A 24845-nucleotide genomic window follows, 5' to 3' on the forward strand; every position below is an offset into this window, starting at 1 on the left:
GGTCCGAGGCCGCGCCGGATTGTGCTGAAGCCACAGCCGGGCCCGTGCAGGCGCTCGCGTGACCGGCCCGGCACGGTCGGCTCGGCCGCTCGCCCAACCGGCGGAGCCGCTCGTATGGCCGTATGGTCAGCCCGCTGCGGCGATGACCTCGAGCACGGCATCGCCGTAGGCCTCGCGCTTGCGCTCGCCGATGCCGCTGATGCCGACGAGGTCCTCCGCACGGGCCGGACGGTGCTCCGCCAGGGCGCGGAGCGTGGCGTCGCCGAACACGACGTACGCGGGCACGCCCTGCTCACGTGCGGTCTGCGCGCGCCAGGCGCGCAGCGCCTCGAACAGCTCCCGGTCGCCCTCGGCGAGCGCCTCCGCGGCGCTCCGCTTGGCCGCGCGCGTGCCGGCCGCGCCCGCCCTGGCCACCACGTCATGGCGCAGTTTGACCGGCGTCGTGCCGCTGAGCACCCCGGCGCTGGCCTCGCTCACGGCGAGGGTGCCGTACTCGCCCTGCGCCTGCATGAGGCCCTGCGCGAGCAGCTGCCGCACGACCGAACGCCACTGCGCGTCGGTGAGGTCGGATCCGATCCCGTAGGTGGCGAGCTCGTCGTGACGGAACTTGCGGATCTTCTCGGTGGACGCCCCGCGCAGGATGTCGATGAGGTGCCCTGCGCCGAAGGACTGCCGCCGCTCGCGCTGCAGCCGCACGATCGTGGAGAGCAGCTTCTGCGCCGGGATCAGCCCGTCCCAGCTGTCCGGCGGGGTGAGGCAGGTGTCGCAGTTTCCGCACGGCTCCGAGGACTGCCCGAAGTAGCCGAGCAGGTTCTGGCGTCGGCAGTCGACGGTCTCGCACAACGCCAGCATCGCGTCGAGGTGCTGGTTCTGCCGCTGCTTGATCGCGCGGTCGCCCTCGCTCTGCTGGATGAAACGGCGCTGCTGCACGACGTCGCCGAGCCCGTACGCCATCCACGCCACCGATGGCTCGCCGTCCCGGCCGGCACGACCGGTCTCCTGGTAGTAGCCCTCGACGGACTTGGGCAGATCCACATGGGCGACGAAGCGCACGTCGGGCTTGTCGATGCCCATGCCGAACGCGATCGTGGCGACGACGATCACGCCGTCCTCGCGGAGGAAGCGCGACTGGTGCGCGGCGCGCGTGGCGGCGTCGAGCCCCGCGTGGTACGGGATGGCGTCGAGGCCCTGCGCCTGCAGGTACTCCGCGATCTGCTCGACCGAGGAGCGGCTGAGCGCGTAGACGATGCCGGCGGACCCGGCGGGCTGACTGCGGATGAACGTGACGAGCTGCTTGCGGACATCGACCTTGGGATCGATCCGGTACTGGATGTTGGGCCGGTCGAAGCTCGCGACGAAGTGCTTCGCCTCGGGCAGGTGCAGCCGCTCGGTGATCTCGCGGTGGGTCTCGCGGGTGGCGGTCGCCGTGAGCGCGATGCGCGGGACGCCGGAGAAGCGCTCCGCGAGACCGCCGAGCGCGAGGTAGTCCGGGCGGAAGTCGTGGCCCCACTGCGACACGCAGTGCGCCTCGTCGATCGCGATGACGCTCAGCGCTCCGCGCTGCAGCAGCGCCAGCGTCTGCGCATGGGAGAGGCGCTCCGGGGCGACGTAGATGAGGTCGAGATCGCCCGCGAGGTACGCCCGCTCGACCTCGGCGCGATCGGACGCGGTCTGCGTCGAGTTGAGGTAGGCGGCACGCACTCCGTTGGCGCGCAGCGCGTCGACCTGGTCGTGCATGAGCGCGATCAGCGGGCTGATGACGAGCCCGGTGCCCTCCCGCACGAGCGCGGGGACCTGATAGCAGAGGCTCTTGCCGCCGCCGGTGGGCATGAGGACGACCGCGTCTCCGCCGCCGACGACCTGGTCGATGATCGCCGCCTGGTCGCCGCGGAACGCGTCGTAGCCGTAGACGGTGCGCAGCGCCTCCAGCGGCGTCGCGAACCGGCTCGGCGCGGGGGTGCCGGGTCGGGCCGTCGCGGGTGCGGTGCGCGCCTGCGCGGGGTGCCCCTGCGCGGTGCGCGCGGTCGGCGCGGGGAAGCTGCCCTGGGGCACCGCGCCCGGGGAACCGAGCCACTCGCCCTCCTCGGGAGGCGGAGCCGCATCCCACGGCTCGTCCGGATACGGGACGTCGGCGTACGGATCGTCGAGCGGCGCATCGGACCACGGCAGATCCGCATAAGGGTCTCGCGGATCGTTCTGAGGCATGTCTCCAGCGTAACGAGCGGCGCCGACACGACGGGCCGCTGTCCACAGCCCGCACCATTCAGGCCACGCGGCTGAGAAGGCCGCGTCTGCCGGGAGTTCCGGCACCCTTTCCTCTGCACAACTGGATCGTGCGCCCGACGCATACAGGCGTCGTCGCCCGCGCACCCCGCCGGCGGGCATAGGTTGGACGCGAACCGCGACACCGCACGAAGGAGCGCCATGCCCGAGACCGCTGTGACCCTGAACGAGTCGGAATCCCGGTACGAGATCAGCGTCGACGGCGCCCTCGCCGGGTTCGCCGAGTTCCAGCGCCGCCCCGGGACGATCCTGTTCATCCACACCGAAGTGGATCCGGCCTTCCAGGGCCAGGGCCTCGCCTCCCAGCTCGCCGCCGGGGCGCTCGCCGATGCGGCCGCCAGCGGCGACACGATCGTGCCGTACTGCCCGTACATCAACCGGTACCTGCGCACACACGAGGTGCCGGGGGCCAAGGTGCGCTTCCCGGCCCCGACGCCCGAGGAGACCGACGGGGCCTCGGCACCCACGGGGGCCGCCGGGACGACGACGCCGAAGGACTCGGAATGACCCTGCACGGGCCCCGCGCGGTCGTGTTGGAGGCACGCGAGGTGCCGCTCGGCGGCGTGCGCGCGATGAACGTGATGCGGGTGCTGCCGAGCAAGGACGTGCCGACCATCGGCGCGTGGTGCTTCCTCGACCGGTTCGGCCCCGCCGAGGTGCGCATGCGCGTGGAACCGCATCCCCACATCGGCCTGCAGACCGTGACCTGGCCGCTCGTCGGCGAGATCCGCCACCGCGACACGATCTCGAGCGACGTGGTGCTGCGCCGCGGGCAGCTCAACCTCATGACCGCGGGCAACGGCATCGCGCACTCCGAGTACTCGGTGGGCGAGGATGCCGTGCCGCTCGACGCGCTGCAGCTGTGGGTGGTGCTGCCCGACGGCGCGGCGACCGGCGCCCCGGGCTTTGAGCAGCACCTGTCCCTTCCCGGGCTGGCGCTGCCGGCCGAGGAGGGATCCGACGCCGACGTGACGGTGGTGATGGGGTCGTACGCCGGCGTGCACTCCCCCGCGACCGCGTACACGCCGATCCTCGGGGCGGAGATACGCCTCGAACCCGGTACGCGGCTCTCGCTCCCGCTCGACCCTTCCTGGGAGCACGGCCTGCTTCTCGTCACGGGCGACGCCGCGGTATCCGGATCCGAGCTCGCCTCGATCCCGCTGTCCGCCGACGACATCCTGTTCCTCGGCGATTCGCGCGAGGCGGTGACCGTCACCAGCGAAGGCGGCGCGCTGCTCTTCCTCCTCGGCGGCGAGCCCTTCGAGCAGGACCTGGTGATGTGGTGGAACTTCGCCGCGCGCACCCATGAGGAGATCGTCCAGGCGCGCGAGGACTGGGAGGCGGGATCCGATCGCTTCGGCCACGTCGTCGGTCACGGCGACGAGCGGGTGCCCGCGCCGCCCATCCCGCCGGTGCACCTGATGCCGCGGCGCCGGCGCATCTGAGCCGTCCCGCGGGGGGCGTTCGGCACGCTTCTCGGCCGCAACGCATCTAGCCGGGGGGACGGCATCGCCCGTCCGACCCCGGCGACCGTCCGACGCCGGCGGTCGCGCGGTCCCCGTCCGACGCCGCCGGTACGCTGGACGGGTGCCCGCCGCCCGCTCGCCGCTGCCCACGCGGATCCTGCTCGTCTGCGCCGCTATCGGGGTCGCCACAGGGCTGCTCGGCGCGGCCGCAGGCTGGGTGACGATCCCGGTGATCGCGGGAGCGCCGTTCGCCTACGGCCTGGTGCTGGGCTCGCACGTGCTGCCGGGGATCATCGCGCAGGAGGTGCTGCGACGACCGCTGGTCGCGCTGCTCACGCACGTGCTCGCCGCGCTCGTCGCGAGCGCCTTCAACCCGATCTGGTTCCCCCGGTTCCTCGGCACCGCTCTGTTGTTCGGCCTCATCCAGGAGGGCGTCGCCGCCCTGACCCGGTACCGGTCGTGGGGCGCATGGCGCTTCTTCGTATCGGCGGCGATCATCGGCGTGATCATCGCGGCGGTGGTGTTCCTCGCGGTCGATCTCGACGCGCTGCCGCTCTGGGCGCGGATCATCTATCTCCCGCTCGCGGTGCTCGGACCGATCGCCTGGACCGCCCTCGGCCTGCGGATCGGCATCTCCCTGCGTCGCGCGGGCGTCGCCCCGCACTGACCACTCGATGCAGCGCTGACGGGCTCCGTGCCGCGCTGACGGGCTCCGCGCCGACGAATGTCCTAGGTTAGGCTTGCCTAAGCAACCCACTCCGAACGGACCCCCATGCCCGCCGTCCCGCTCCTGCGCGTGCGCGATCTCACGATCACACATCGCGGTGCGAGCGCTCCCGCCGTGCAGGACCTCTCCTTCGACGTGCGCGCCGGCGAGGTGGTGCTGCTGCTGGGCCCGTCCGGCTCCGGCAAGTCGACGCTCGCGCTCGCGCTCGGTGGCCTGATCCCGCACTCGCTCGAGGCCGGGATCACCGGATCCGTCGCGATCCGCGGCGACGACACGGTCGAGACGCCGACGGCCCGGCTGACGCGGGACGTGAGCATCGTGTTCCAGGATCCGGATGCGCAGATCGTCACCGGATCCGTGCTCGACGAGGTCGCGTTCGCGCTGGAGAACCTCTGCCTCCCCGTCGATGAGGTGCTGGCCCGCGCAGAGCAGGCGCTGCGGCGGATGAGCCTGTGGGAGCGGCGGCACGAGAACCCCGACCGTCTGTCCGGCGGCGGGAAGCAGCGGCTCGCCATCGCGGCGGCTCTCGCCACGGCGGCGCCGGTGCTGATCCTCGACGAGCCGACGGCGAACCTGGATCCGCAGGGCACGACCGAGGTGCACGCCGCGCTCGCCGACATCGCCTCTCCCGAGCGCGCGATCGTCCTGGTCGAGCACGACCTCGACGAGGCGCTCCCCCTCGCCACCCGCGCGATCGTGCTCGACGCCGGCGGGCGCGTGGCCTTCGACGGCCCCGCGGCCGACGTCCTGCGCCGGCATGCCGACGAGCTGACCGCGCTGGGGGTGCGCCTGCCCGCCGCCGCTCTCGCGGCGCAACGGCTGAACGCCCGGATCCCCGAGCTCGCCGCCGACCCGATCCACCCCCTCCCACTCACGCCCGGCGAGCTCGAGGCGGCCCTGCACTCCTCGTTGAAAGCGCGCAAATGGCTCGATCCGGCGCCCGGATCCAGCAATGTGCGCGCTCTGAAATCACAGGTCGGCCCCGTCATCACGGCGCGGGGGCTCGACGTGGAACGCGGGGGCGTCCCCGTGCTGCGGGGCGTCGACGTCGACATCGCGCCCGCGTCGATCACCGCGGTGATCGGCTCGAACGGGGCGGGCAAGACGACTCTGGTGCAGGCGCTCGCCGGCGTGGTGCGCCCGCCCAAGGGGCGGGTCGTCGTGGACGGCCTCGATCCGGCGACCGCCTCTCCCCGGGCGATGGCGGCCCACCTCGGCTTCGTGTTCCAGAACCCCGAGCATCAGTTCATCGCGCACACCGTGTTCGACGAGCTCACGCACGGGCTCCGATTGCGCCGCACACCGCCCGACGAGGTCGCCGACCGCGTGGCGGAGATGCTCGATCGCTTCGGCCTCGCGGACAAGGCCGGCACGCACCCGTACCTGCTCTCCGGCGGCGAGAAGCGCCGGCTCTCGGTCGGCACCGCGCTGATCACCCGACCGCGGATCCTCGTGCTCGACGAGCCCACGTTCGGGCAGGACCAGCGCGGCACCGAGGAGCTGCTCGCGCTGTTCCGCGAGCTCCGGGCCCTCGGCACGACCATCGTGCTGGTCACCCACGACCTCGACCTCGTCGCACGGCACACCACGCACGCCGTTCTCGTCGAGGGCGGCACGGTCGTCGCGGCCGGCCCGACGCCCGCACTCGTGGCCGCCGGACGGATCCCGCTCCCCGCGGCGTACGCGGCGATCCCGCCGGCCCTGCGCGGCGCGCTCGCCGACGACGACGCGACAACCCGCATCACCCCGACGGATCCGTCCTTCGCCGGCATCGCCACATCCACCGCCCCCGGCACAACCGGCACCGCCACGCCCGCCACCACCGCGTCCGAGACGACGGGGGCCACCGGCACCACCACGCCCGATACACGCGCGTCCGAGACGACGGACGCCGCCGGCACCGCCATGCCGGATGAGACCGACACCGCCGCCCGATCCGACCCCTACGCCGACCGCCGCCCGCCGCGCGGCTGGCTGCACGGCCTGAACCCGCTCGCCAAGCTCGGCGCCGTGGTGCCGGCGATGGTGGTGCTGCTGTTCGTGCGCGACCTCGCCACGCCCGCCGCATTCCTGGCGCTCGCCTATGCCCTGGTCCTGACCGGCGCCCGGCTGACCCGCGGGGTGTGGGCGCTGCTCCTGCTGGCGGTGCCGGCGGGCGTGCTCCTGCTGACCGGGGCCATGGCGCTGTGGACGGATCCGGCGCTCGTCGCCGCCACCCCGACGGTGCTCCGGGTCGGCGGCTGGACGCTGCACGCGGGCGCCCTCGAGATCGGGCTCGCGACCGCACTACGGCTCGCCGCGATCCTCGGGCTCGGGCTGATCCCGGGGCTCACCACGACCGGCCCCGACGTGGCGCGCTCCGCCGTGCAGCAGCTGCGGGTGCCGTACCGCATCGGCTACACGGCGCTGGCGGCGTACCGGTTCGTGCCCCGGTTCGGCTACGAGCTGGGCGTGATCCGTGCGGCGCATCGGGTGCGCGGTACGCACGGCGGGCAAGGTCCGTTCGCCAGGATCGCCCGGGGCTGGGGGTACATCGTGCCGCTGCTCGCCAGCGCGATCCGGCACGCGGAGCGGGTGGCGCTGGCGATGGACGCCCGCGCCTTCGGCGCCCACCCCACCCGCACCGAGCGCCACGAGGTGCCGTTCCGAGCGCGCGACGTCGTGTTCATGGCCCTCATGATCGCCGCCTCCGCGGTGCTCTTCGCCCTGTTCTTCCCCTGGCAGCTCTGAGAGGTCTCCCATGGCGTACAGCAAGATGGTCAAGCCGGCCGAAGCCGGTCTCCTCCCCCTCACGGTGCTGCGCACCGAGCGGCTCGCACCGCATTGGATCCGCGTCACGTTCGGCGGAGGCGAGATCGGGCGCTTCGTGCCGATGGGCTACGACCAGTGGTTCCGCCTGTTCCTTCCGGTGAGCGGAGAGGCGGGCCTCGGCAGGGTTCCCGCCAAGGCCAACCAGATGCTGGGCTACCTGAAGTTCCTGCGGATCCCCGACGGCGAACGCCCCGTGATGCGCAACTACACCGTCCGGGCGTTCCGCCCCGCCCGCGACGATGCGGGCGCGGAATTGGACGTCGACTTCGTCTTGCACGGCTCAGCAGCCGAGGGCACCGCGGGGCCGGCCTCGCGCTGGGCCGAGACCTGCCGCCCGGGCGAGAACGTGCTCGTCATCGACGAGGGCCTCGCCTTCAACCCCGCACGGGGCACGGAACGCGTGGTGCTGGTCGGCGACGAGACCGCGCTGCCCGCGATCGCGGCGATCTGCGCGTCCCTGCCCGCGCAGGCGACCGGTTCCGTGCTTCTCGAAGCGCCCTCCGCCGAGGACGCACTCGCGTTCCCCCACCCCGACGGCATCGCGGTGCGATGGTTCGTGCGCGATGCCGACGAGGTGCCAGGGGCACTCGTGCTGCCGGCGCTGCGCGAGCTGACGCTGCCGGATGCGCCGTTGCACGCGTACGCCGCCGGCGAGCAGTCGCTCGCGTCCGGGGCGCGGAAGCTGCTCGTCGGCGAGCGTGGCGTCGGCAAGGAGCAGGTGAGCTTCTGCGGCTACTGGCGCCGGGGATCCGCGTCACCGGCCTCGCGCGCGGCGCGCGAGGCCGCCGCCGTGCCCTTGGGCTGACCGGGTCCGAACCGCCTCGAACCGCCTCCGGGCGCACGGGGCGCCGAAGGCGGTTCGATCCGGTTCGGACCGGCGACGAGCTCATGACGGCCCGCCCGCTCAGCTGATCTTCTTCCGGTAGATGACGATCGCGCCTGCATACGCGACGACGAGGATCCCCACCATCCAGGCGAGGGCGATCCAGATGCTCGACCCCACCGGCGTGCCGGCGAACAGGGCGCGGATCGTGTTCACGATCGAGGTGACCGGCTGGTTCTCGGCGAACCAGGCGACCGGCCCCGGCATCGACGACGTCGGCACGAAGGCCGAGCTGATGAACGGCAGGAAGATCAGCGGATAGCTGAACGCGCTCGCACCGTCCACGGTCTTGGCGGACAGGCCCGCGATCACTGCAAGCCAGGTCAGGGACAGGGTGAACAGCACGAGGATCCCGGCCACCGCCAGCCAGGCTCCGACCGAGGCGCCGGTGCGGAAGCCCATGAGCAGCGCGACGCCGACGACGATCGCGACCGAGACGATGTTCGCGACGACGGAGGTGAGCACATGCGCCCACAGCACGCTCGAACGCGCGATCGGCATTGACTGGAACCGCTCGAAGATCCCGCCCTGCAGGTCCAGGAACAGCCGGTACGACGTGTACGCGATGCCCGAGGCGATCGTGATGAGCAGGATCCCGGGGAGCATGTAGTCGATGTACGACTGGCCGGATCCGGTGTGGATCGCCCCGCCGAGCACGTAGACGAACAGCAGCATGAGGGCGATCGGGGTCACCGCGGTGGTGATGATCGTGTCGGGACTGCGCAGGATGTGCGTGAGCGAGCGGCGCGTGAGCGCGCCGGTGTCGCTGAGGATGTGACTGGACATGTCTATGCCTCCTTTGCTTCGGGCCGGTCGACGGGCCCGGGGACGGATGCGGCCGACGGGCCGACGAGGGCGAGGAAGACCTCCTCGAGGGTGGGCTGCTTCTCGACGTACTCGACCGTCGTCTGCGGCAGCAGCTTCTTCAGCTCGGCGAGGGTGCCGTTCTGGATGATGGTGCCCTGATGCAGGATCGCGATCCTGTCGGCCAGCTGCTCCGCCTCGTCGAGATACTGCGTGGTGAGCAGCACCGTGGTGCCGCTGTTCGCGAGCTCCTTCACGGTGTCCCACACCTCGATCCGCGCCTGCGGGTCGAGGCCGGTGGTCGGCTCGTCGAGGAAGATGACGGGCGGGTCGCCGATCAGGCTCATCGCGATGTCGAGCCGCCGGCGCATGCCGCCGGAGTAGGTGCCCGCGCGGCGCCCGCCGGCGTCGGTGAGCGAGAACCGGGCGAGCAGGTCGTCCGCGACGGCGCCGGGATCCTTCAGGTGCCGCAGCTTGGCGACGAGCACGAGGTTCTCCCGACCGGTGAGCACCTCGTCGACGGCGGCGAACTGCCCGGTGAGGCTGATCGCCTCGCGGACATCGTTCGGCGCCGTGGCGACGTCGAAGCCCTGGATCGTGGCGGATCCGCCGTCGGCCTTGAGCAGCGTCGACAGGATCCGCACCAGCGTCGTCTTGCCGGCGCCGTTCGAGCCGAGCAGGGCGAAGATGCTGCCCCGCTCGACGTCGAAGTCGACGCCGCGCAGGACCTGCAGGTCCTTGAACGCCTTGGTGACGCCCTGCACGCGGATCGCGGGGGCGAGGGTGGTGGGCATGGTCACTTCTCCTTTCCTGCGGCCTTGTCGATGGCCGCGGTGAAACGGCCGCGCTCCTTGTCGATCCACTCGCGCCCGGCGTACGCCTTGGCGAAGGTGTCGGCGAAGTCGACGGGGTCGTCGCCGACGATGTCGCGCACCGGCGTGCCGTCGACGGCGGCGCGCTCCCAGAGGTCGGCCAGGTCGGTGTACATCCGGATCAGGGTGTCGCCGTCGGTGATCCCGCCGGCGTACATGAGGTAGCGGTGCATCGCCATGGCGGCCTCGGCGTAGGGCGCCGGGAGCGCCTCCATGCGCGCCTTGTCCTGCTTGTACTGCTTCTTCTGCTCGAGGGACCCGGTGAGGGCTTCGATCCACTTGGCGGCCATGTCAGGCTCCTTCATTCGTGTCGGTCGTGCTGCTGTCGGTGTGGCGGAGCTGTTCGATGTGCTCTGCGAGGAAGCTCCAGGTCCTCCAGAACTCGGCGAGCTGGTCCCGCCCCTGGCTGTTGAGGGAGAACACCTTGCGCGGCGGCCCCTTCTCGGAGGGCACCTTCTCCACGTCCACGAGGCCCCTCTGCTCGATACGCACCAGCAGTGCGTAGACGGTTCCCTCGGCGATGTCGGAGAAGCCTCCGTCCCGCAGTCGCGTGGTGATCTCGTATCCGTAGGCCGACCGTTCGGCCAGGATCGCCAGGACGATCCCTTCGAGGGTGCCCTTGAGCATCTCGGTCATCTGATTCGCCATCGCGATCGCCTCCTCCTTCTACTCAGTGATGTTGACTACCGGTAGACAGTAACACTGAGTACCGGTACATAGCAACACTGAATAGCAAGAAATCCTCCCGACACTCCGGACGCAGCAGAACGCCCCCGGATCCGTGGATCCGAGGGCGTCGCAGGTCAGAGCGCGAGATGTGTCCGGAGCGCGGCTCACACCCAGTCGCCCGCGTGCAACTGACGCACGCCGCGATCGTGGAGCAGGAACTGTGCGCGCAGCGGGATCCCCAGGGATGCCGATTGCCGCTTCATCGCGCGCGCCCATTGACGGACGGCGTCGTCCTCCCCGCCGACGACGTCGTCGCCCACACGCTCCCAGACCAGCACGACGGCGGCGTTGCCGGTGAACTCGCGGAGCATGCCGATCCGGTGCGCCAGCAGCTGAGCCTGACCGACCTCGCCGAGATCCTCCACCGTGACGGCTTCGCACGGATCCACCGGATAGTCGGCCATAGGCATGAGCGGCTCTCCGAGCCGCCCTCCGCCGTCGATGAAGAGCAACCAGAGCTGCCGCTGGTTCGCTTGCTGGAGCAGGAGCTCCACCGCATCGCGGAGGTCGTCGTCGCCGGTGAGCACGTGGTCGCGCAGAGTCTCGGGGTTCATGGGGCCAGCCTGACGCCGGCGCATGCGCGACGGGACGGGATCACGTGTTCCGTGCGGAACTCGCTTCAGCACCCGCCTGTGGAGGACGAACGCCCCCGGATCCATGGATCCGAGGGCGTTCGAGAAGGGATGCGAGCCGTCAGCGCTTGCCGGCGATCTGGCGCGAGACGATGTCGCGCATGATCTCGTTCGTGCCGCCGTAGATGCGGTGCACGCGGGCGTCGAGGAAGGCGCGCGCGATCGGGTACTCGGTGATGTAGCCGTAGCCGCCATGCAGCTGGACGCCTGCGTCGAGCACCTCCCACTCGCGCTCGGTGGCCCAGAACTTGATCTTCGCGGCCTCCTCCGCGGACAGCTTCTTGTCCTTGTACGCCAGCAGCGCCCGGTCGACGTAGGCCCAGAGCGCATCGACGGTCGCGGACATGTCGGCGATCGTGAAGCGCGTGTTCTGGAAGTCGATGATCCGCTCGCCGAACGCCTCGCGGTCCTTCGTGTAGGCGACGGTCCAGTCGTAACCGGCCTGTGCGGCCGCCGCAGCGGCGACGGCGATCGAGAGGCGCTCGAGCGGCAGGTTCATCATCAGCTGCACGAAGCCCATGCCCTCGGTGCCGCCGATGAGGTTCTCCTCCGGGACGAACACGTCGGTGAAGCTGAGCTCCGCGGTGTCGTGGCCCTGGAACCCCATCTTGTGCAGCTTCTTGCCGTGCTCGAAGCCCTCCATGCCGTTCTCGATCAGCACCAGGCTGAACGCGTCGGGACGGTTGCCCTCCCCGGTCTTCACGAAGGTCACGACGAGGTCGGCGGTCTTGCCCGAGGAGATGAAGGTCTTCGCACCGTTGACGAGGTAGCCGCCGTCGACCTTCTTCGCGGTGGTCTTGATGCCGCGGAGGTCGGATCCCGCCCCGGGCTCCGTCATCGCGAGCGCGCCGATGACCTCGCCGGTCGCCATCCGCGGCAGCCACTTCGCCTTCTGCTCCTGCGTGCCCATGTGCACGAGGTACGGGACCGCGAGGTCGTCCTGGATCCCGAACGCACCCGCGAGGGATCCGGCGCCGGCGGCGATGACCTCCTCCATCACGACCGTGCGGAAGCGGTAGTCCTGGAGCATCCCGGCGCCGCCAAACTCCTCCGGCACCGAGAGGCCGATGAGTCCCGCCTCTCCCGCGGCGAGCATGGTCGCCCGGTCGATCTCACCCTCGGCGTTCCAGCGCTCGATGGCCTCGTTCGTGACGTAGCGGCCGATGAAGTCCTTGACGAGGCCGCGGAAGGCCTCGTGATCCTCGTCGTAGATGTCGCGTTCCATCGCGCTCCTCCAGATCGTGTGTGCGTCTTCGCACTCGTGATCCTATGCGGGATCCTGCGGATCGCAGCCTCGATTGTGGGAATGCATCCCACGGCGGGTGAGACTCGGTGTCACGCTTTGTGCGATCGTGCCATACGCCGGCCGCGGGCGTCGCCGGCGGGGATCAGCCGGGGTACGCGGGGGCGGGCGGAAGCCCGAAGAACTGCTCGAGCGTGCTGTAGCCGCCGTCGTGATACGCGGTCGCGAGCGGCACGCCGATGTAGCGCAGATGCCAGGGCTCGGCATCGTAGCCCGTCACCTCGGTCTGCCCCGGGGTATAGCGGACGATGAAGCCGTACTGCCAGCCGTACTGCGCAACCCAGGCGCCGGCAGCGGTGCCGCCGAACGAGTCGATGTCGCCGCACCCGCCCGCACAGGAGACGACGTCGGCGGCGAGGCCGGTCTGATGCTCGCTGTGGCCGGGGCGGGCCGAGAGCGCGTCGCCCTGCGCCTGCCCGTACTCGGCGATCTGCCCCGAGTACGTCTGCACCTGCGTGTCGTAGGAGCGGTAGCCGCTGGCCAGGGCGATCGACCCTGCGCCCGCGGCGTCGGCTGCCGCGGACAGGCGGTCCAGGGCCTGCGCCACGTCGGCGCGCAGGGACCCGGCGCCGTCGACCGTGAGTGCGGGCTCGCCGAACGACGAGGGCGCGAACGTCACCGGGTTCAGCGGGCGCGCCTTGTTCACGACGACCCAGTCGCGGCGCGGGTCGGCGAGATCGATGCACGGGGCGCTGCCCGCCGTGACGGCGGCCCGGAACGCGGCGCCTCCGCCGAACGCCTCGACCACCGCATCATCGCCGCCCGCCGCGAGGGCCTGCTGCACAGCCGGCTGCGCGCACGGGTCTGCGGCGGCGACGGCGCGCAGCCGCACCGCGGGCAGGCTCGTGGCGGCGGCGGGCATCACGATCTTGGGGGCTGTCGCCGCAGCGGCCGCCGTGGCCGGCCGGGGTCCGTGCTGCGCCGAGCCGTCGGCGAGCGACCAGAGCGCGCCGATCAGCGCGACAGCCAATCCGATCGTGACGGACAACAGAAGCACCACGCGCGGATGCATGCCGCGAGAGCGCGTCGGGTGCCTCGGGTATGCCACCGCTCCATTCTCACCGCGCCACCTGAAGATCGCCCGTCTTCGAAGTTTTCACCGACCGACCCTTGACTCACTCTCGTCGTTATGTTCGAATATCTGCATGCGATGGCAGGGGCAGAGGATCGACGACACGGACGATCAGGCGCTGCCGGGGATGGAGAACCGCACGGGCTTCCTGCGCACTGTGACGACCCCGGAGTTCGCCGGGATGACGTTCCACGAGGTGCTCGCGAAGTCCGCACTGAACCACGTGCCCGGCCCGTCGAAGATGCCGTTCTCCTGGACGATCAACCCCTATCGCGGCTGCAGCCATGCGTGCACTTATTGCTTTGCCCGCGGCACGCACACCTACCTCGACCTCGATGCCGGAAGGGACTTCGACTCGCAGATCGTCGTCAAGGTGAATGTGGTCGAGACGCTCGAGAAGGAGCTGCGTCACGGATCCTGGCGGCACGAGACCGTCGCGCTCGGGACGAACACGGATCCCTACCAGCGCGCCGAGGGTCGGTACCGGCTGATGCCGGGGATCATCCGCGCGCTCGCCGACTCCGGTACGCCGTTCTCCGTGCTGACCAAGGGCACGCTGATCCGTCGCGACATCCCTGTGCTCGTCGAGGCCGCCGCGCACGTGCCCGTCGATGTGCAGTTGTCGATCGCGATGTTCGACGAGACCCTGCGGGAGGCGATCGAGCACGGCGCTCCGTCGACGCAGGCGAGACTCGACACGGTGCGGGCGCTCACCGACGCCGGGTTCCGCGTGGGCGTGTTCCTGATGCCGATCCTGCCGCACCTGACCGACTCCGTGAACGCGATCGACGCCGCCCTGCGCCGCATCAAAGAGGCGGGCGCCGACCACGTCGTCTACGGAGCGCTGCACCTGCGCGCGGGGGTGAAGCCGTGGTTCTTCCAGTGGCTCTCGCAGCACAGGCCCGATCTGCTGTCGTCGTATCGGGCGCTGTACCCCAGCGCGGCCGCCGAGGCGCCCAAGGACTACCGCCAGTGGCTCGGGCGCCGGGTCAAGCCGCTGATCCGGATGCACGGTCTGGAGGCGCTGCACTCCGACGACCGACCGGCCCGCGCACGCAGAACGGCTCCGGAGCGCGCCGTGCGCACCCCGGAGCCGTCAGCGACCCTGTTCTGAGAGCGGACCCGCCGATCAGTACCAGTTGGTCGCCTGCGAGTGACCCCACGCGGAGCAGGGGGTGCCGTAGACGCTGGAGATGTAGCCGAGCCCCCAGCGGACCTGGGTGACGGCGTTGGTCTCCCAGTCGTCGCCGGCGCTGGCCATCTTGCCGCCGGGCAGAGCCTGCGGGATACCGGTCGCGCCGGACGGGTTGTAGGCCTGGTAGTCCCAGCCGGACTCCTTGTTCCACAGCGAGTTCAGGCACTGGAACTGGTCGTCGCCCCAGCCGTACTCGCTCGCCATGATCTGCTGGGCCGCGGCACGGGCGCCGTCCGGGGTGTTCGCGGCGGCCTGCGCCTCGGCGGCAGCCTGCGCGGCAGCGGCGGCCTGGGCCGCGGCGGCGTCGGCGGCCTGCTTCGCGGCGACGGCGTTGTTGAGGTTGGCGCGCACCTCGGCGACCTGCGACTCGATCTTCTCGGAGTAGTCGGTGACCGCAACGGCGAGGGCGGTGTGGGCGGCGCCCTTGTCCTTGTCGGATGCGGCGTCGGACAGCACCTCGTGCGCCGAGCGCAGACCGGTCACGTCGACGAGCTTGCGCGCCTGACCCAGGTCGAGGCCGGAGGCCTTGACATCGGCGTTGACCGCCGCCGCGTCCGTCAGCGCGGTGTCGGCGGTGTCGAGCGCGGCGCGCACCTGAACCTGCTGGTTGTATGCGGTGACGTCGTCGACCTGTCCGGCGGACGGAGCAGCCGCGGCGACCGCGGGGGCGACGAGCACGGCACCGCCGACGGCGAGCGCGCCGAGCACGGCGGTGGCGCCGACGATGGTTGCGGCCTTGCGGCGGGCAGAGCGGAAGAACGGGTTTCTCGACATGACGAAGTAACGATCCTTGAAGTCCTCGGCGCCACTCGGGTAGTGACGTCAACACCCTTGACCGGGCGTACAAGGTAACGATCCTGCATCACTGAGTCTGGGAGCTCCCCGAGCATCGACGGATGCGACTAGATTTTTGGACCCGATTCTCAGGTTGGGCGTTCTGGGGTTCCAGGATCCGAGAACTGTCATGCTCCGAGTCCGGCGCTGCCATGTCGGTGCCCGCGGCTACCGTGGCCGCATGGTGACACTCCGACCGTGGCAGGACGAGGACCGTCCGCTGCTCGACGCCTTCAACACGCCCGAGATGACGGCGCACCTCGTCGCGTCGGAGAGCGTCGAAGAGCTCGATCGGCGACACGTCCGCTATCTGAAAGAGGATCTGCCCGGGCGGATGCTCGTGATCATGGCCGGATCCGCGCCTGTCGGCACGATCGGCTACTGGGAGGTTCACGAGGCCACCGGCGAGGTCGCCTGGGAGACCGGGTGGAGCGTGCTCCCGCAGCACCAGGGCCACGGCTATGCCGGCCAGGCGCTGCAGGAGCTGATCACGGTCGTCCGCGCCGATGGACGGCACGGCGAGATCCATGCCTATCCCTCGATCAACAATGCGCCCTCGAACGCCCTCTGCCGCCGCGCCGGATTCACTCTGCGCGAGACCCGGTCGTTCCCGTTCCGGGGCGGGGAGCTCGTGGTCAACGACTGGGCCCTGACGCTCTGACCCTCCGCCACGTTCGCACCACGCACTTCAGGTCGCAGTTTCGGCTCTTCCGCATACGGGGAAGAGCCGAAACTGCGACCTGAGTGAGAACGGATCCGAAGGCGGAGCGGTCAGGAGGTGAGGTCGGCCGCGGACGGCATGCGCCCGGCGATCTCCTCGATGAGGTCGTCGCCGAGGCGCGCCTCCTCGAACGGGGCATCGATCTCGGCGCGGTCCAGCAGCTCCGCCATGCGGCGACGGCGCTGGCGGGTGATGAGAGTCACCACGCGCCCGGCGTTGCCTGCACGACCGGTGCGGCCGGCACGGTGCAGGTACGTCTTGTACTCATCGGGCGCATCGGCCTGCACGACGAGGTCGATGTCGTCGACGTGGATCCCGCGCGCGGCGACGTCGGTCGCGACGAGCACGTTCACCCGGCCCGAGGTGAGCTTCTGCAGGTTGCGGGTGCGCTTGGCCTGGTTCAGGTCGCCGTGCAGCGACACCGCGGGGATCCCGGCGTCCTCGAACTGCTCGGCGAGCATCTCGGCGTACGCCCGGGTGCGGGCGAAGACGAGCGTGCGGCCCTCGCGATCGACGAGGGAGGAGAGGACCTCAGCCTTGTCGCGGTGCTCGATCACCAGCACGCGGTGCTCGATCGTGCCCGAGTCCTGCGTTTCGCCGGCGACCTCGAAGACGGCCGGATCCACCAGGAACTCATCGACGAGCGCGGCGACCTCGCGGTCCAGCGTCGCCGAGAACAGCAGCTTCTGGCTGCCCTCGCCGGTCGCGCGGAGGATCCGCTGCACCGGCTCGACGAAGCCGAGCTCGCACATGTGGTCGGCCTCGTCGAGCACGGCGATCCGCACGTCGGAGAGGTCGAGCTTGCCCTGGTTGATCAGGTCCTCGATGCGGCCGGGGGTGCCGATCACGATGTCGACGCCCTTCTTCAGCGCGCCCACCTGGCGCGCCTGGGGCACGCCGCCGTAGATCTGCGTCGTGAAGAGGCCGACGCTGCGGGCGATCGGCTGGATCGTGCGGTCGATCTGCAGGGCGAGCTCACGGGTCGGCGCGAGCACGATCGCCCGCGGCGAGCGCCCGAACTCGCGCTTCTTGCCCTTCTGCGACTGCAGGATGCTCTCCACGAGCGGTGCGCCGAAGGCGATGGTCTTGCCGGATCCGGTGCGTCCGCGGGCGAGCACATCACGCCCCTCGAGCACGGCGGGGATCGAGGCGGCCTGGATCGGGAACGGGGTCTCCGCGCCCATGTTGCGCAGGATCTCGACGATGTTGGATCCGAGTCCGAGGTCGGCGAACGTCACATCCGCGACCTCGGCGGCCTCGACGGTCTGCGCCGCGAGGCGCTCGTGCACCACGTCCTCGGTCGCCTCGTGCTTCGGCGCGCGATCGGTGCCGCGGCTCCAGTCGTCGCGCAAGGGACGCGCGGCGCGGCGGTCATCGCGACGCGGACGCTCGGCCCGGTCATCGCGGCGGGAACGGTCGTCGCGGTCGAAGCGCGGACGCTCGGCCCGGTCGTCGCGACGCGGGCGGTCCTCACGGTCGAAACGCGGACGCTCGGTCCGGTCGTCGCGACGCGGGCCGTAGCTCCGGTCGTCGCGGCGCGGACGGTCGTCCCGACGGAAACGGTCCTCGCGCGGACGGTCGTCGCGCTCGCGGTCGTCGCCGCGGAGCCGGTCGTCCCGACGGGCACGGTCGTCACGGTCGTACCGCGGGCGGTCATCCCGACGCGCGCGGTCATCACGATCGAAGCGGGCACGCTCGTCACGGTCGAAGCGGGGACGCTCGTCGCGGCGGTGCGGAGCGTCGACTCGGCCGGATCCGGCACGGTTGCGGATCGCGCGCGCCTCGTCGCGGCCGGCCCGCTCCTGCGCCGACCAGCGCTGCTTCGGCGCACGCTCGCCCGCGGCGGGCTCAGCGCGGTAGCCGCGGTGGTTCGGGGAACGACTGCCAGGGCGCGCGTCCCCGCGCCGGTCGTCGCGCGCCGGACGGGCGTCGCGGTCGTATCCGCGGGCGTCGCGGCCGGCGGAAGCACGGCCGGACTCGCCGTCACGGGCCGGGCGCCCCTGACGGTGCCGGTCGTGGAACGAGGTCTTCTTCGCGTAGCGGGGCTCGAAGTTCGCCGCGGGGCGGCCGCCCTTGGGCTTGTGGTTCTTGGGCACGGGGTTCGTCCTTGTCTGGTTCTCGCACGAGAACAGCACCCCGCCGCCCTCGTGGGGCGCGGGGAAACCCGGGCAGTCGTCGGCCGGGGGCCATTCAGGTGATGGATGTCGCGCCCGACGACGTCCGCCGGGCTCACCATCGGCCCTGGGCCGCCTCCCGGAGGAAGCTCACACACATTCGCACACACCCGCGCACCACCGGGGATCCCGGAGGCCGCAGTCACCCGAAGCCGACTCACCCATCGTACCCGAGCCACCTGGGAAGCGTCCTGGCCGCAATCCGGCGACACGGCGCCGTCCGACCGCTCTACGATGGCGGCATGACCACTCCGACCGGCGTCCAGATCCACCTCGACGCGGGCGGCGTCCACGCCCAGATCTCGCAGGTCGGCGCTTCGCTGCGGCACCTCGTCGTCGGTGAGACGACGGTCGTCCCGCCCTACCCCGAGGACCGGCCTGCGCCGTCGTGCGCGGGCGTCGTGCTCGTCCCCTGGCCCAACCGCATCCGCGACGGCATCTGGATCGACGGCGACGAGACGCGGGCGCTGGCGGTCACCGAGCCGAAGTTCCGCAACGCCATCCACGGCCTGCTCCGCTACGCGGCGTACGAGATCGCCGAGCAGAGCGACGCGACGGTGCTGCTGCGCGCCGCCGTGGTGCCGCAGATCGGCTACCCCTACCTGCTCGAGACGAGCGTGCGCTACACGCTCACCGCCGACGGCATCACCGTCGAGCACACCCTCACGAACCGGTCCGGATCCGCCGCTCCCGTCGCGATCGGCACGCATCCGTTCTTCACGATCTCCGGGACGGATCCGAAGACGCTGCTCCTGCGGATCCCGGCCGCGACCTACTTCGAGACCGACGATCGCATGCTGCCGATCGGCGAGTCGCCCGTGTCCGAAGGCACCGACCTGCGCACCCCGCACCGCCTCGGCGATCTGCAGCTCGACACCGGGTTCGCCGCGCTCTGCCGAGACGAGGACGGGAAGGTGCGCAGCACCCTCTCCGCGCCGGACGGCCGCACGGTCACGCTGTGGCAGGGCGAGGGGCTCGACTTCATCCAGGCGTTCACCACCACCGGCTACCCGGGGCAGGAGCTCGTGGTCGCGCTCGAGCCGATGTCCGCGCCCGCCGAGGCGTTCAACTCCGGTCGCGGCCTGCGCCGACTCCCACCGGGCGAGACGTGGACGGTCGAGTGGGGCGTGACCTTCTCCGGCTGAGCGCCCGGCCGATGGGATACTCTGCTCGGGAATGATCTTTCCGGCATGCGGATAACTCCCGCCGGATCGCGAGGCGAGAGGATCCGCATGGCCGCGGACAGCACAGAACGCGTCAAGTCGGTCTCCCGCGTCTTCGACGTGCTCGAGCTCATCGCCGACGCGGGCGGCGATGTCACCATCAGCCAGCTCGCGGCGGCCGCCGACCTGCCGATGACCACGATCCACCGGCTGCTTCGCACGCTGGTGGCGGAGGGATATGCGCGCCAGCTCGCCAACCGCCGGTACGCGCTCGGACCCAAGCTCGTGCGCCTGGGCGAGGTCGCGAACCGGCAGTTCGGTCAGATGGCGATGCCGCAGCTCAAGTCGCTCGTGGCGCGCCTCGGCGAGACGGCGAACCTCGCCACCATCGACGGCGACAGCGTGGTGTACGTCTCCCAGGCGCCGTCGCCGCACGCGATGCGCATGTTCACCGAAGTGGGCGGCCGGGCCGCGCTGCACTCCACGAGCGTCGGCAAGGCGATCCTCGCCCAGCTCAGCGACGACCAGGTGCGCGAGATCATCGGCCGTGCGGGCATGCCGCACTCCACGGAGCGCTCCCTCAGCACCATCGACGAGCTCCTCGCCGATCTGGCGGTGAGCCGCGAGCGCGGATACGCGGTCGACGACGGCGAGCACGAGGTGGGCGTGCGCTGCTTCGCGATGGCCGTGCCGGACATGCCGGTGCTCACGGCCGTCTCGGTCTCGGGACCGATCTCGCGCGTCGGGGAGGACTTCGCGGATCAGGCGATCCCTGTGCTCCGGGAAGTCGTGGCGGACATCTCCGCCGCCGCGAACGCGTACTGACCCGGCGAGCGCCCACCGCACGGGGGACGCGCACGGGCCTCGATCGCCCGCCCGGCGAGATCGGCGTTCCCCTCCTCTTGACGGTTCCCTTTCCGCCGCCTTAGGCTGTCGATGTTTTCGGAACACGGATTCCGTATTTCGGAAACAGCGCGAATCTACTGGCGGTAAGGCCGAGGCGACGACGCCTGACCACACAGCGTTGCGCTCCTCTCAACAAGGAGAAACATCCCACGCGGAGGCCTTCGGGCCTAGGCTCCGTCTCACAGAGGCAGGGCCCGAGCCGCTCCGCACACTGTCGCCGGAATCGAGGAGATTCGCATGACCGAGATCGCCGTCACCGTCAACGGACAGCAGCGCCCGCTCGCCGGAACGCCCGCGCACACCACCGCGCTGGACTGGCTGCGCGACGTCGGACTCTCCGGAAGCAAGGAGGGCTGCGCCGAAGGCGAGTGCGGCGCCTGCGCGATGCTGCTGGCCACGCCGACCGCCGATGGCGGCACCGCATGGACCCCCGTCAACGCCTGCCTCGTGCCGGTGTACGCGCTGGACGGCCAGGAGGTCGTCACGGCCGAGGGGCTCGGATCCCCCGAAGAGCTGCACCCGGTGCAGGCCAAGCTCGCGGAAGCCGGCAGCTCGCAGTGCGGCTACTGCACTCCCGGCTTCGCATGCAGCATGGCCGGCGAGTACTACCGTGCCGATCGCACGGCGGTCGCGGACGCTTCGACAGGCTCAGCGACCAAGGCGTTGACAGGCTCAGCGACCGAGGCGTTGACAGGCTCAGCGACCGAGGCGTTGACAGGCTCAGCGACCGACGCGGGCTCAGCGACCGACACGTGCCCGGTCCACGACCCCGAGCACGGGCCGAACGGCTTCGACCTGCACGCCCTGAGCGGCAATCTCTGCCGCTGCACCGGCTACCGCCCCATCCGCGACGCCGCGTACGGACTCGGCTCGCCCGACGCGGACGACCCGCTGCAGCAGCGCCTCGCGCAGCCGGCCCCTCAGCCGGTCGCCACCGACGCGGAGATCGACGGGGTGCGCTTCGTCCGGCCCGCGACGCTCGCCGAGGCGCTGCGGATCCTGCACGACGAGAAGGATGCGCTGCTCGTCGCCGGATCCACCGACTGGGGCGTCGAGGTCAACATCCGCGGCCGGCGCGCCCCGCTCGTCGTCGCCATCGAGCAGCTGCCGGAGCTGCGCACGCTCACGGTCGGCGACGACGCGGTCGAGATCGGCGCCGCCCTCCCCCTCTCCGAGGTCGAGAGGCGTCTGGACGGGCGGATCCCCCTGCTCGCGCAGCTGTTCCCGCAGTTCGCCTCGCGGCTCATCCGCAACCGCGGCACCTTCGGCGGCAACCTGGGCACCGGATCCCCGATCGGCGACACCCCGCCGGCCCTGCTCGCCCTGCGCGCGAGCGTCGTGCTCGCGTCACTGTCCGAGGACGCCTCCGGCGTCGTCCTGCGCGAGGTCGACCTGGCGGAGTACTTCACCGGCTACCGGCAGACCGTCAAGCGCCCCGATGAGCTCATCAAGGCCATCCGGATCCCGCTGCCGCTCGCGACCACGACGGCGTTCCACAAGATCGCCAAGCGCCGCTTCGACGACATCTCCAGCGTCGCCGTCGCGTTCGCCCTCGACATCACCGATGGGATCGTCACGTCCGCGACGATCGGCCTGGGCGGCGTCGCCGCCACGCCGCTGCGCGCCCGTGCCACCGAGGAGGCACTGATCGGCAAGCCCTGGAACATCGCGACGGTGAAGGCCGCGGCCGAGATCCTGCGCGGGGAGGGCACCCCGATGTCCGACCACCGCGCGAGCAGCGAGTACCGCTCGCACATGCTGAGCACATCGCTGCTCAAGCTCTACAGTCAGACAGCCCTCGAGGCGAAGGAGGTGTCGGCATGAGCACTCTCGCCGACCGCCCGGAGAACCCCGTCGTCGGCCTGCGCGCCGCGCACGAGAGCGCCGCACTGCACGTCACCGGCGCGGCGATGTACACCGACGACATCGCCGAGCACACCCACGGCGTGCTCACTGCCTGGCCGGTGCAGTCCACCAACGCGCACGCCAAGGTCACCGTCGACGTGTCCGGCGCCTACGAGGTGCCCGGCGTGGTGCGCGTGCTCACCGCCGACGACGTGCCGGGCCTCAACGACGCCGGCATCCGCAACGACGAGCCGCTTTTCCCGAGCGAGGCCATGTTCTACGGTCACGCCCTGGTGTGGGTGCTCGGCGAGACGCCGGAGGCCGCCCGCCTCGGCGCCGAGCGGGTCACCGTGGAGTACGAGCCGCTGCCCTCGCTCATCACGATCCAGGACGCCCTCGACGCCCAGTCGTTCCAGGGCACCCCGCGCACGGTGCAGCGCGGCGACGCGGCTGCCGGCCTCGCCGGATCCGCCCATGTCTTCGAGGGCGTGACCGAGTTCGGCGGCCAGGAGCACTTCTACCTGGAGACGCACGCGTCGTTCGCCATGCGCGACTCGGAAGGGCAGTACTTCATCCAGTGCTCCACCCAGCACCCCACCGAGACCCAGGATCTGGTCTCGCACGTGCTCGGGATCCCGGCGAACGAGATCACCGTGCAGTGCCTGCGCATGGGCGGCGGGTTCGGCGGCAAGGAGATGCAGCCGCACGGCTTCGCGGCGATCGCGGCCCTCGGCGCCAAGCTCACGGGACGCCCGGTGCGACTGCGCCTGAACCGCACGCAGGACATCACGATGACCGGCAAGCGCCACCCGTTCCACATCGCGTGGAAGGTGGGTTTCGACGAGAACGGCCTGCTGCAGGCGCTGGACGCCACCCTGACCTGCGACGGCGGCTGGTCGATCGACCTGTCCGAGCCGGTGCTGGGCCGCGCGCTCTGCCACCTGGACAACTCCTACTGGATCCCGAACGTGCACGCGTACGGGCAGATCGTGAAGACGAACAAGACCTCGAACACCGCCTACCGCGGCTTCGGCGGCCCGCAGGGCGTCTTCCTCATCGAGGACATCCTGGGCCGGGTGGCCCCGAAGCTCGGCGTCGATCCGCTCGAGCTGCGCCGGCGCAACTTCTACAAGCCCGGTCAGACCACGCCCTACGGCCAGCTGGTGAAGGATGCCGGCCGGCTGGAGACGATCTGGGGCCAGCTCTCCGACGAGGCCGACGTCGCCGCCCGCCGCGCGGAGATCGCCCGGTTCAACGAGACCAGCCCGCACACCAAGCGCGCCCTGTCGATGACGCCGATCAAGTTCGGCATCTCGTTCAACTTCGCGGCGTTCAACCAGGCCGGCGCGCTCGTGCACGTCTACAAGGACGGCTCGGTGCTCGTCAACCACGGCGGCACCGAGATGGGCCAGGGCCTGCACACCAAGATGCTGCAGGTCGCGGCGACCGCGCTCGGCGTCGAGCTGCACCAGGTGCGCCTCGCCCCGACCCGCACCGACAAGGTGCCGAACACGTCGGCCACCGCGGCGTCCTCGGGCGCCGACCTCAACGGCGGTGCCGTGAAGAACGCGTGCGAGCAGATCCGGGAGCGCCTGGCGAAGGTCGCGGGGCGCCTGCTCGACGTCGACGAGCGCGATGTGCGCTTCGGCGGCGGCCGGGTCACCGCGCTCGCCGCACCGGCGCGCAGCCTGTCCTTCGCCGAGGTCGTGAAGGCCGCGTATTTCCAGCGCGTGCAGCTGTTCGCCGCGGGCTACTACCGCACCGAGGGCCTGCACTGGAACCCGGAGATCATGCAGGGCTCCCCGTTCAAGTACTTCGCGTACGGCGCCGCGGCCACCGAGGTCGAGGTGGACGAGTTCACCGGCGCCTACCGGGTGCGCCGCGTCGACATCATCCACGACGTGGGCGACTCGCTCTCCCCGATGCTCGACATCGGCCAGATCGAGGGCGCCTACGTGCAGGGTGTGGGCTGGCTGACCCTGGAGGAGCTGCGCTGGGACACCAGCGACGGCCCGCACCGCGGCCGGCTGCAGACACAGTCCGCGTCGACGTACAAGCTGCCGAGCTTCTCCGAGATGCCGGAGGAGTTCCACGTGCGGCTGTTCGAGAACGCGCGCGAGGAGGGCGCCGTCTACGGATCCAAGGCCGTGGGCGAGCCGCCGTTCATGCTCGCGTTCAGCGCCCGCGAGGCCCTGCGCGACGCCGTGGCCGCGTTCGGACCGACCGGACATTCGGTCGAGCTGGCCTCGCCGGCGACGCCCGAGGCCGTGTTCTGGGCCGTGCGCGCCGCACAGGAGGCGGGAGTGCCGCAGAGCACCGCCGGTGCGGGTGCTCACGCCCTGGCGGCGGTCGCCGCCGACTGATCCACCACCGGTCGTTGAGCGAGGACGCCGCAGGCGACCGAGACGAAACGTCCGCGACACGA

General features: G+C 71.0%; 21 protein-coding genes. 11 read left to right on the top strand and 10 right to left on the bottom strand.

Annotated elements, in window-relative coordinates; genetic code table 11:
- Nucleotides 1-126 precede the first annotated feature (126 nt).
- Nucleotides 127-2205 (bottom strand): DNA helicase RecQ, encoded by a 2079-nt coding sequence (gene recQ / locus AERO9AM_RS16345; protein WP_159577101.1) that lies wholly within the window; start codon nt 2203-2205, stop codon nt 127-129.
- 219 nt (nt 2206-2424) lie between these two features.
- On the opposite strand from recQ, the gene AERO9AM_RS16350 reads away from it, so the two are divergent.
- From AERO9AM_RS16350 to AERO9AM_RS16375, 5 genes are all read left to right on the top strand, one after another.
- Nucleotides 2425-2790 (top strand): GNAT family N-acetyltransferase, encoded by a 366-nt coding sequence (locus tag AERO9AM_RS16350; RefSeq protein ID WP_159577102.1) that lies wholly within the window; start codon nt 2425-2427, stop codon nt 2788-2790.
- Nucleotides 2787-3728 (top strand): pirin family protein, encoded by a 942-nt coding sequence (locus AERO9AM_RS16355; protein ID WP_159577103.1) that lies wholly within the window; start codon nt 2787-2789, stop codon nt 3726-3728. Before AERO9AM_RS16350 ends, AERO9AM_RS16355 begins: the two co-directional genes overlap by 4 nt.
- 142 nt (nt 3729-3870) lie before the next feature.
- Nucleotides 3871-4416: an ECF transporter S component gene (locus tag AERO9AM_RS16360; RefSeq protein WP_236602651.1), complete on the top strand. Its 546-nt coding sequence runs from the start codon at nt 3871-3873 to the stop codon at nt 4414-4416.
- Between the two features lie 105 nt (nt 4417-4521).
- Nucleotides 4522-7206, top strand: coding sequence for an ATP-binding cassette domain-containing protein (locus AERO9AM_RS17680; RefSeq protein WP_442923269.1), 2685 nt, complete (start codon nt 4522-4524; stop codon nt 7204-7206).
- A gap of 10 nt (nt 7207-7216) precedes the next feature.
- Nucleotides 7217-8092: a siderophore-interacting protein gene (locus AERO9AM_RS16375; protein ID WP_159577104.1), complete on the top strand. Its 876-nt coding sequence runs from the start codon at nt 7217-7219 to the stop codon at nt 8090-8092.
- Nucleotides 8093-8191: 99 nt separating this feature from the next.
- Here AERO9AM_RS16375 and AERO9AM_RS16380 read toward each other — a convergent pair whose 3' ends face one another.
- From AERO9AM_RS16380 to AERO9AM_RS16410, 7 genes are all read right to left on the bottom strand, one after another.
- Complete coding sequence (locus AERO9AM_RS16380) at nt 8192-8956, bottom strand: ABC transporter permease (RefSeq protein ID WP_159577105.1); 765 nt, start codon at nt 8954-8956, stop codon at nt 8192-8194.
- Between the two features lie 2 nt (nt 8957-8958).
- A complete protein-coding gene (locus AERO9AM_RS16385; RefSeq protein ID WP_159577106.1) occupies nt 8959-9768 on the bottom strand; it encodes an ABC transporter ATP-binding protein in 810 nt (269 codons plus the stop codon).
- 2 nt (nt 9769-9770) lie between these two features.
- Nucleotides 9771-10136, bottom strand: coding sequence for a DUF1048 domain-containing protein (locus tag AERO9AM_RS16390; RefSeq protein WP_159577107.1), 366 nt, complete (start codon nt 10134-10136; stop codon nt 9771-9773).
- Between the two features lies 1 nt (nt 10137).
- On the bottom strand, nt 10138-10494 hold the full coding sequence (locus tag AERO9AM_RS16395) for a PadR family transcriptional regulator (protein ID WP_159577108.1): 357 nt from the start codon (nt 10492-10494) through the stop codon (nt 10138-10140).
- 185 nt (nt 10495-10679) lie between these two features.
- Nucleotides 10680-11129 carry a hypothetical protein gene (locus AERO9AM_RS16400; RefSeq protein WP_159577109.1) on the bottom strand — a complete coding sequence of 150 codons (450 nt, stop codon included), beginning with the start codon at nt 11127-11129 and terminating at the stop codon, nt 10680-10682.
- A gap of 139 nt (nt 11130-11268) precedes the next feature.
- The gene (locus tag AERO9AM_RS16405; RefSeq protein WP_159577110.1) at nt 11269-12432 is read right to left on the bottom strand and encodes an acyl-CoA dehydrogenase family protein; all 1164 of its coding nucleotides are present in this window, start codon (nt 12430-12432) and stop codon (nt 11269-11271) included.
- 163 nt (nt 12433-12595) lie between these two features.
- Nucleotides 12596-13510, bottom strand: a complete 915-nt coding sequence (locus AERO9AM_RS16410) for a M15 family metallopeptidase (RefSeq protein WP_236602652.1) — start codon at nt 13508-13510, stop codon at nt 12596-12598.
- A gap of 145 nt (nt 13511-13655) precedes the next feature.
- On the opposite strand from AERO9AM_RS16410, the gene AERO9AM_RS16415 reads away from it, so the two are divergent.
- Entirely contained in the window at nt 13656-14696 is a 1041-nt protein-coding gene (locus tag AERO9AM_RS16415) for an Rv2578c family radical SAM protein (protein ID WP_159577111.1), read from the top strand.
- 15 nt (nt 14697-14711) lie between these two features.
- Here the strand turns inward: AERO9AM_RS16415 and AERO9AM_RS16420 are convergent, their stop codons facing one another.
- On the bottom strand, nt 14712-15551 hold the full coding sequence (locus AERO9AM_RS16420; protein ID WP_159577112.1) for a phospholipase: 840 nt from the start codon (nt 15549-15551) through the stop codon (nt 14712-14714).
- Nucleotides 15552-15792: 241 nt separating this feature from the next.
- On the opposite strand from AERO9AM_RS16420, the gene AERO9AM_RS16425 reads away from it, so the two are divergent.
- Nucleotides 15793-16272: a GNAT family N-acetyltransferase gene (locus AERO9AM_RS16425; RefSeq protein WP_159577113.1), complete on the top strand. Its 480-nt coding sequence runs from the start codon at nt 15793-15795 to the stop codon at nt 16270-16272.
- Between the two features lie 110 nt (nt 16273-16382).
- On the opposite strand, the gene AERO9AM_RS16430 is transcribed toward AERO9AM_RS16425, so the two are convergent.
- A complete protein-coding gene (locus AERO9AM_RS16430) occupies nt 16383-18428 on the bottom strand; it encodes a DEAD/DEAH box helicase (protein ID WP_159577114.1) in 2046 nt (681 codons plus the stop codon).
- Between the two features lie 320 nt (nt 18429-18748).
- On the opposite strand from AERO9AM_RS16430, the gene AERO9AM_RS16435 reads away from it, so the two are divergent.
- The 4 genes from AERO9AM_RS16435 to xdhB all read left to right on the top strand — a co-directional run bounded on the left by AERO9AM_RS16435 (nt 18749) and on the right by xdhB (nt 24783).
- Nucleotides 18749-19651, top strand: a complete 903-nt coding sequence (locus AERO9AM_RS16435; RefSeq protein ID WP_159577115.1) for an aldose 1-epimerase family protein — start codon at nt 18749-18751, stop codon at nt 19649-19651.
- Between the two features lie 87 nt (nt 19652-19738).
- On the top strand, nt 19739-20494 hold the full coding sequence (locus AERO9AM_RS16440; protein ID WP_159577116.1) for an IclR family transcriptional regulator: 756 nt from the start codon (nt 19739-19741) through the stop codon (nt 20492-20494).
- A 318-nt stretch (nt 20495-20812) separates the two neighbouring features.
- Complete coding sequence (locus AERO9AM_RS16445; RefSeq protein ID WP_159577117.1) at nt 20813-22399, top strand: xanthine dehydrogenase small subunit; 1587 nt, start codon at nt 20813-20815, stop codon at nt 22397-22399.
- On the top strand, nt 22396-24783 hold the full coding sequence (xdhB, locus tag AERO9AM_RS16450) for a xanthine dehydrogenase molybdopterin binding subunit (RefSeq protein WP_159577118.1): 2388 nt from the start codon (nt 22396-22398) through the stop codon (nt 24781-24783). The genes AERO9AM_RS16445 and xdhB overlap by 4 nt, the downstream gene beginning before the upstream one ends.
- The last annotated feature ends 62 nt before the right edge of the window (nt 24784-24845 follow it).

This window comes from Microbacterium sp. 8M (assembly GCF_902506375.1).
GTDB lineage: Bacteria > Actinomycetota > Actinomycetes > Actinomycetales > Microbacteriaceae > Microbacterium.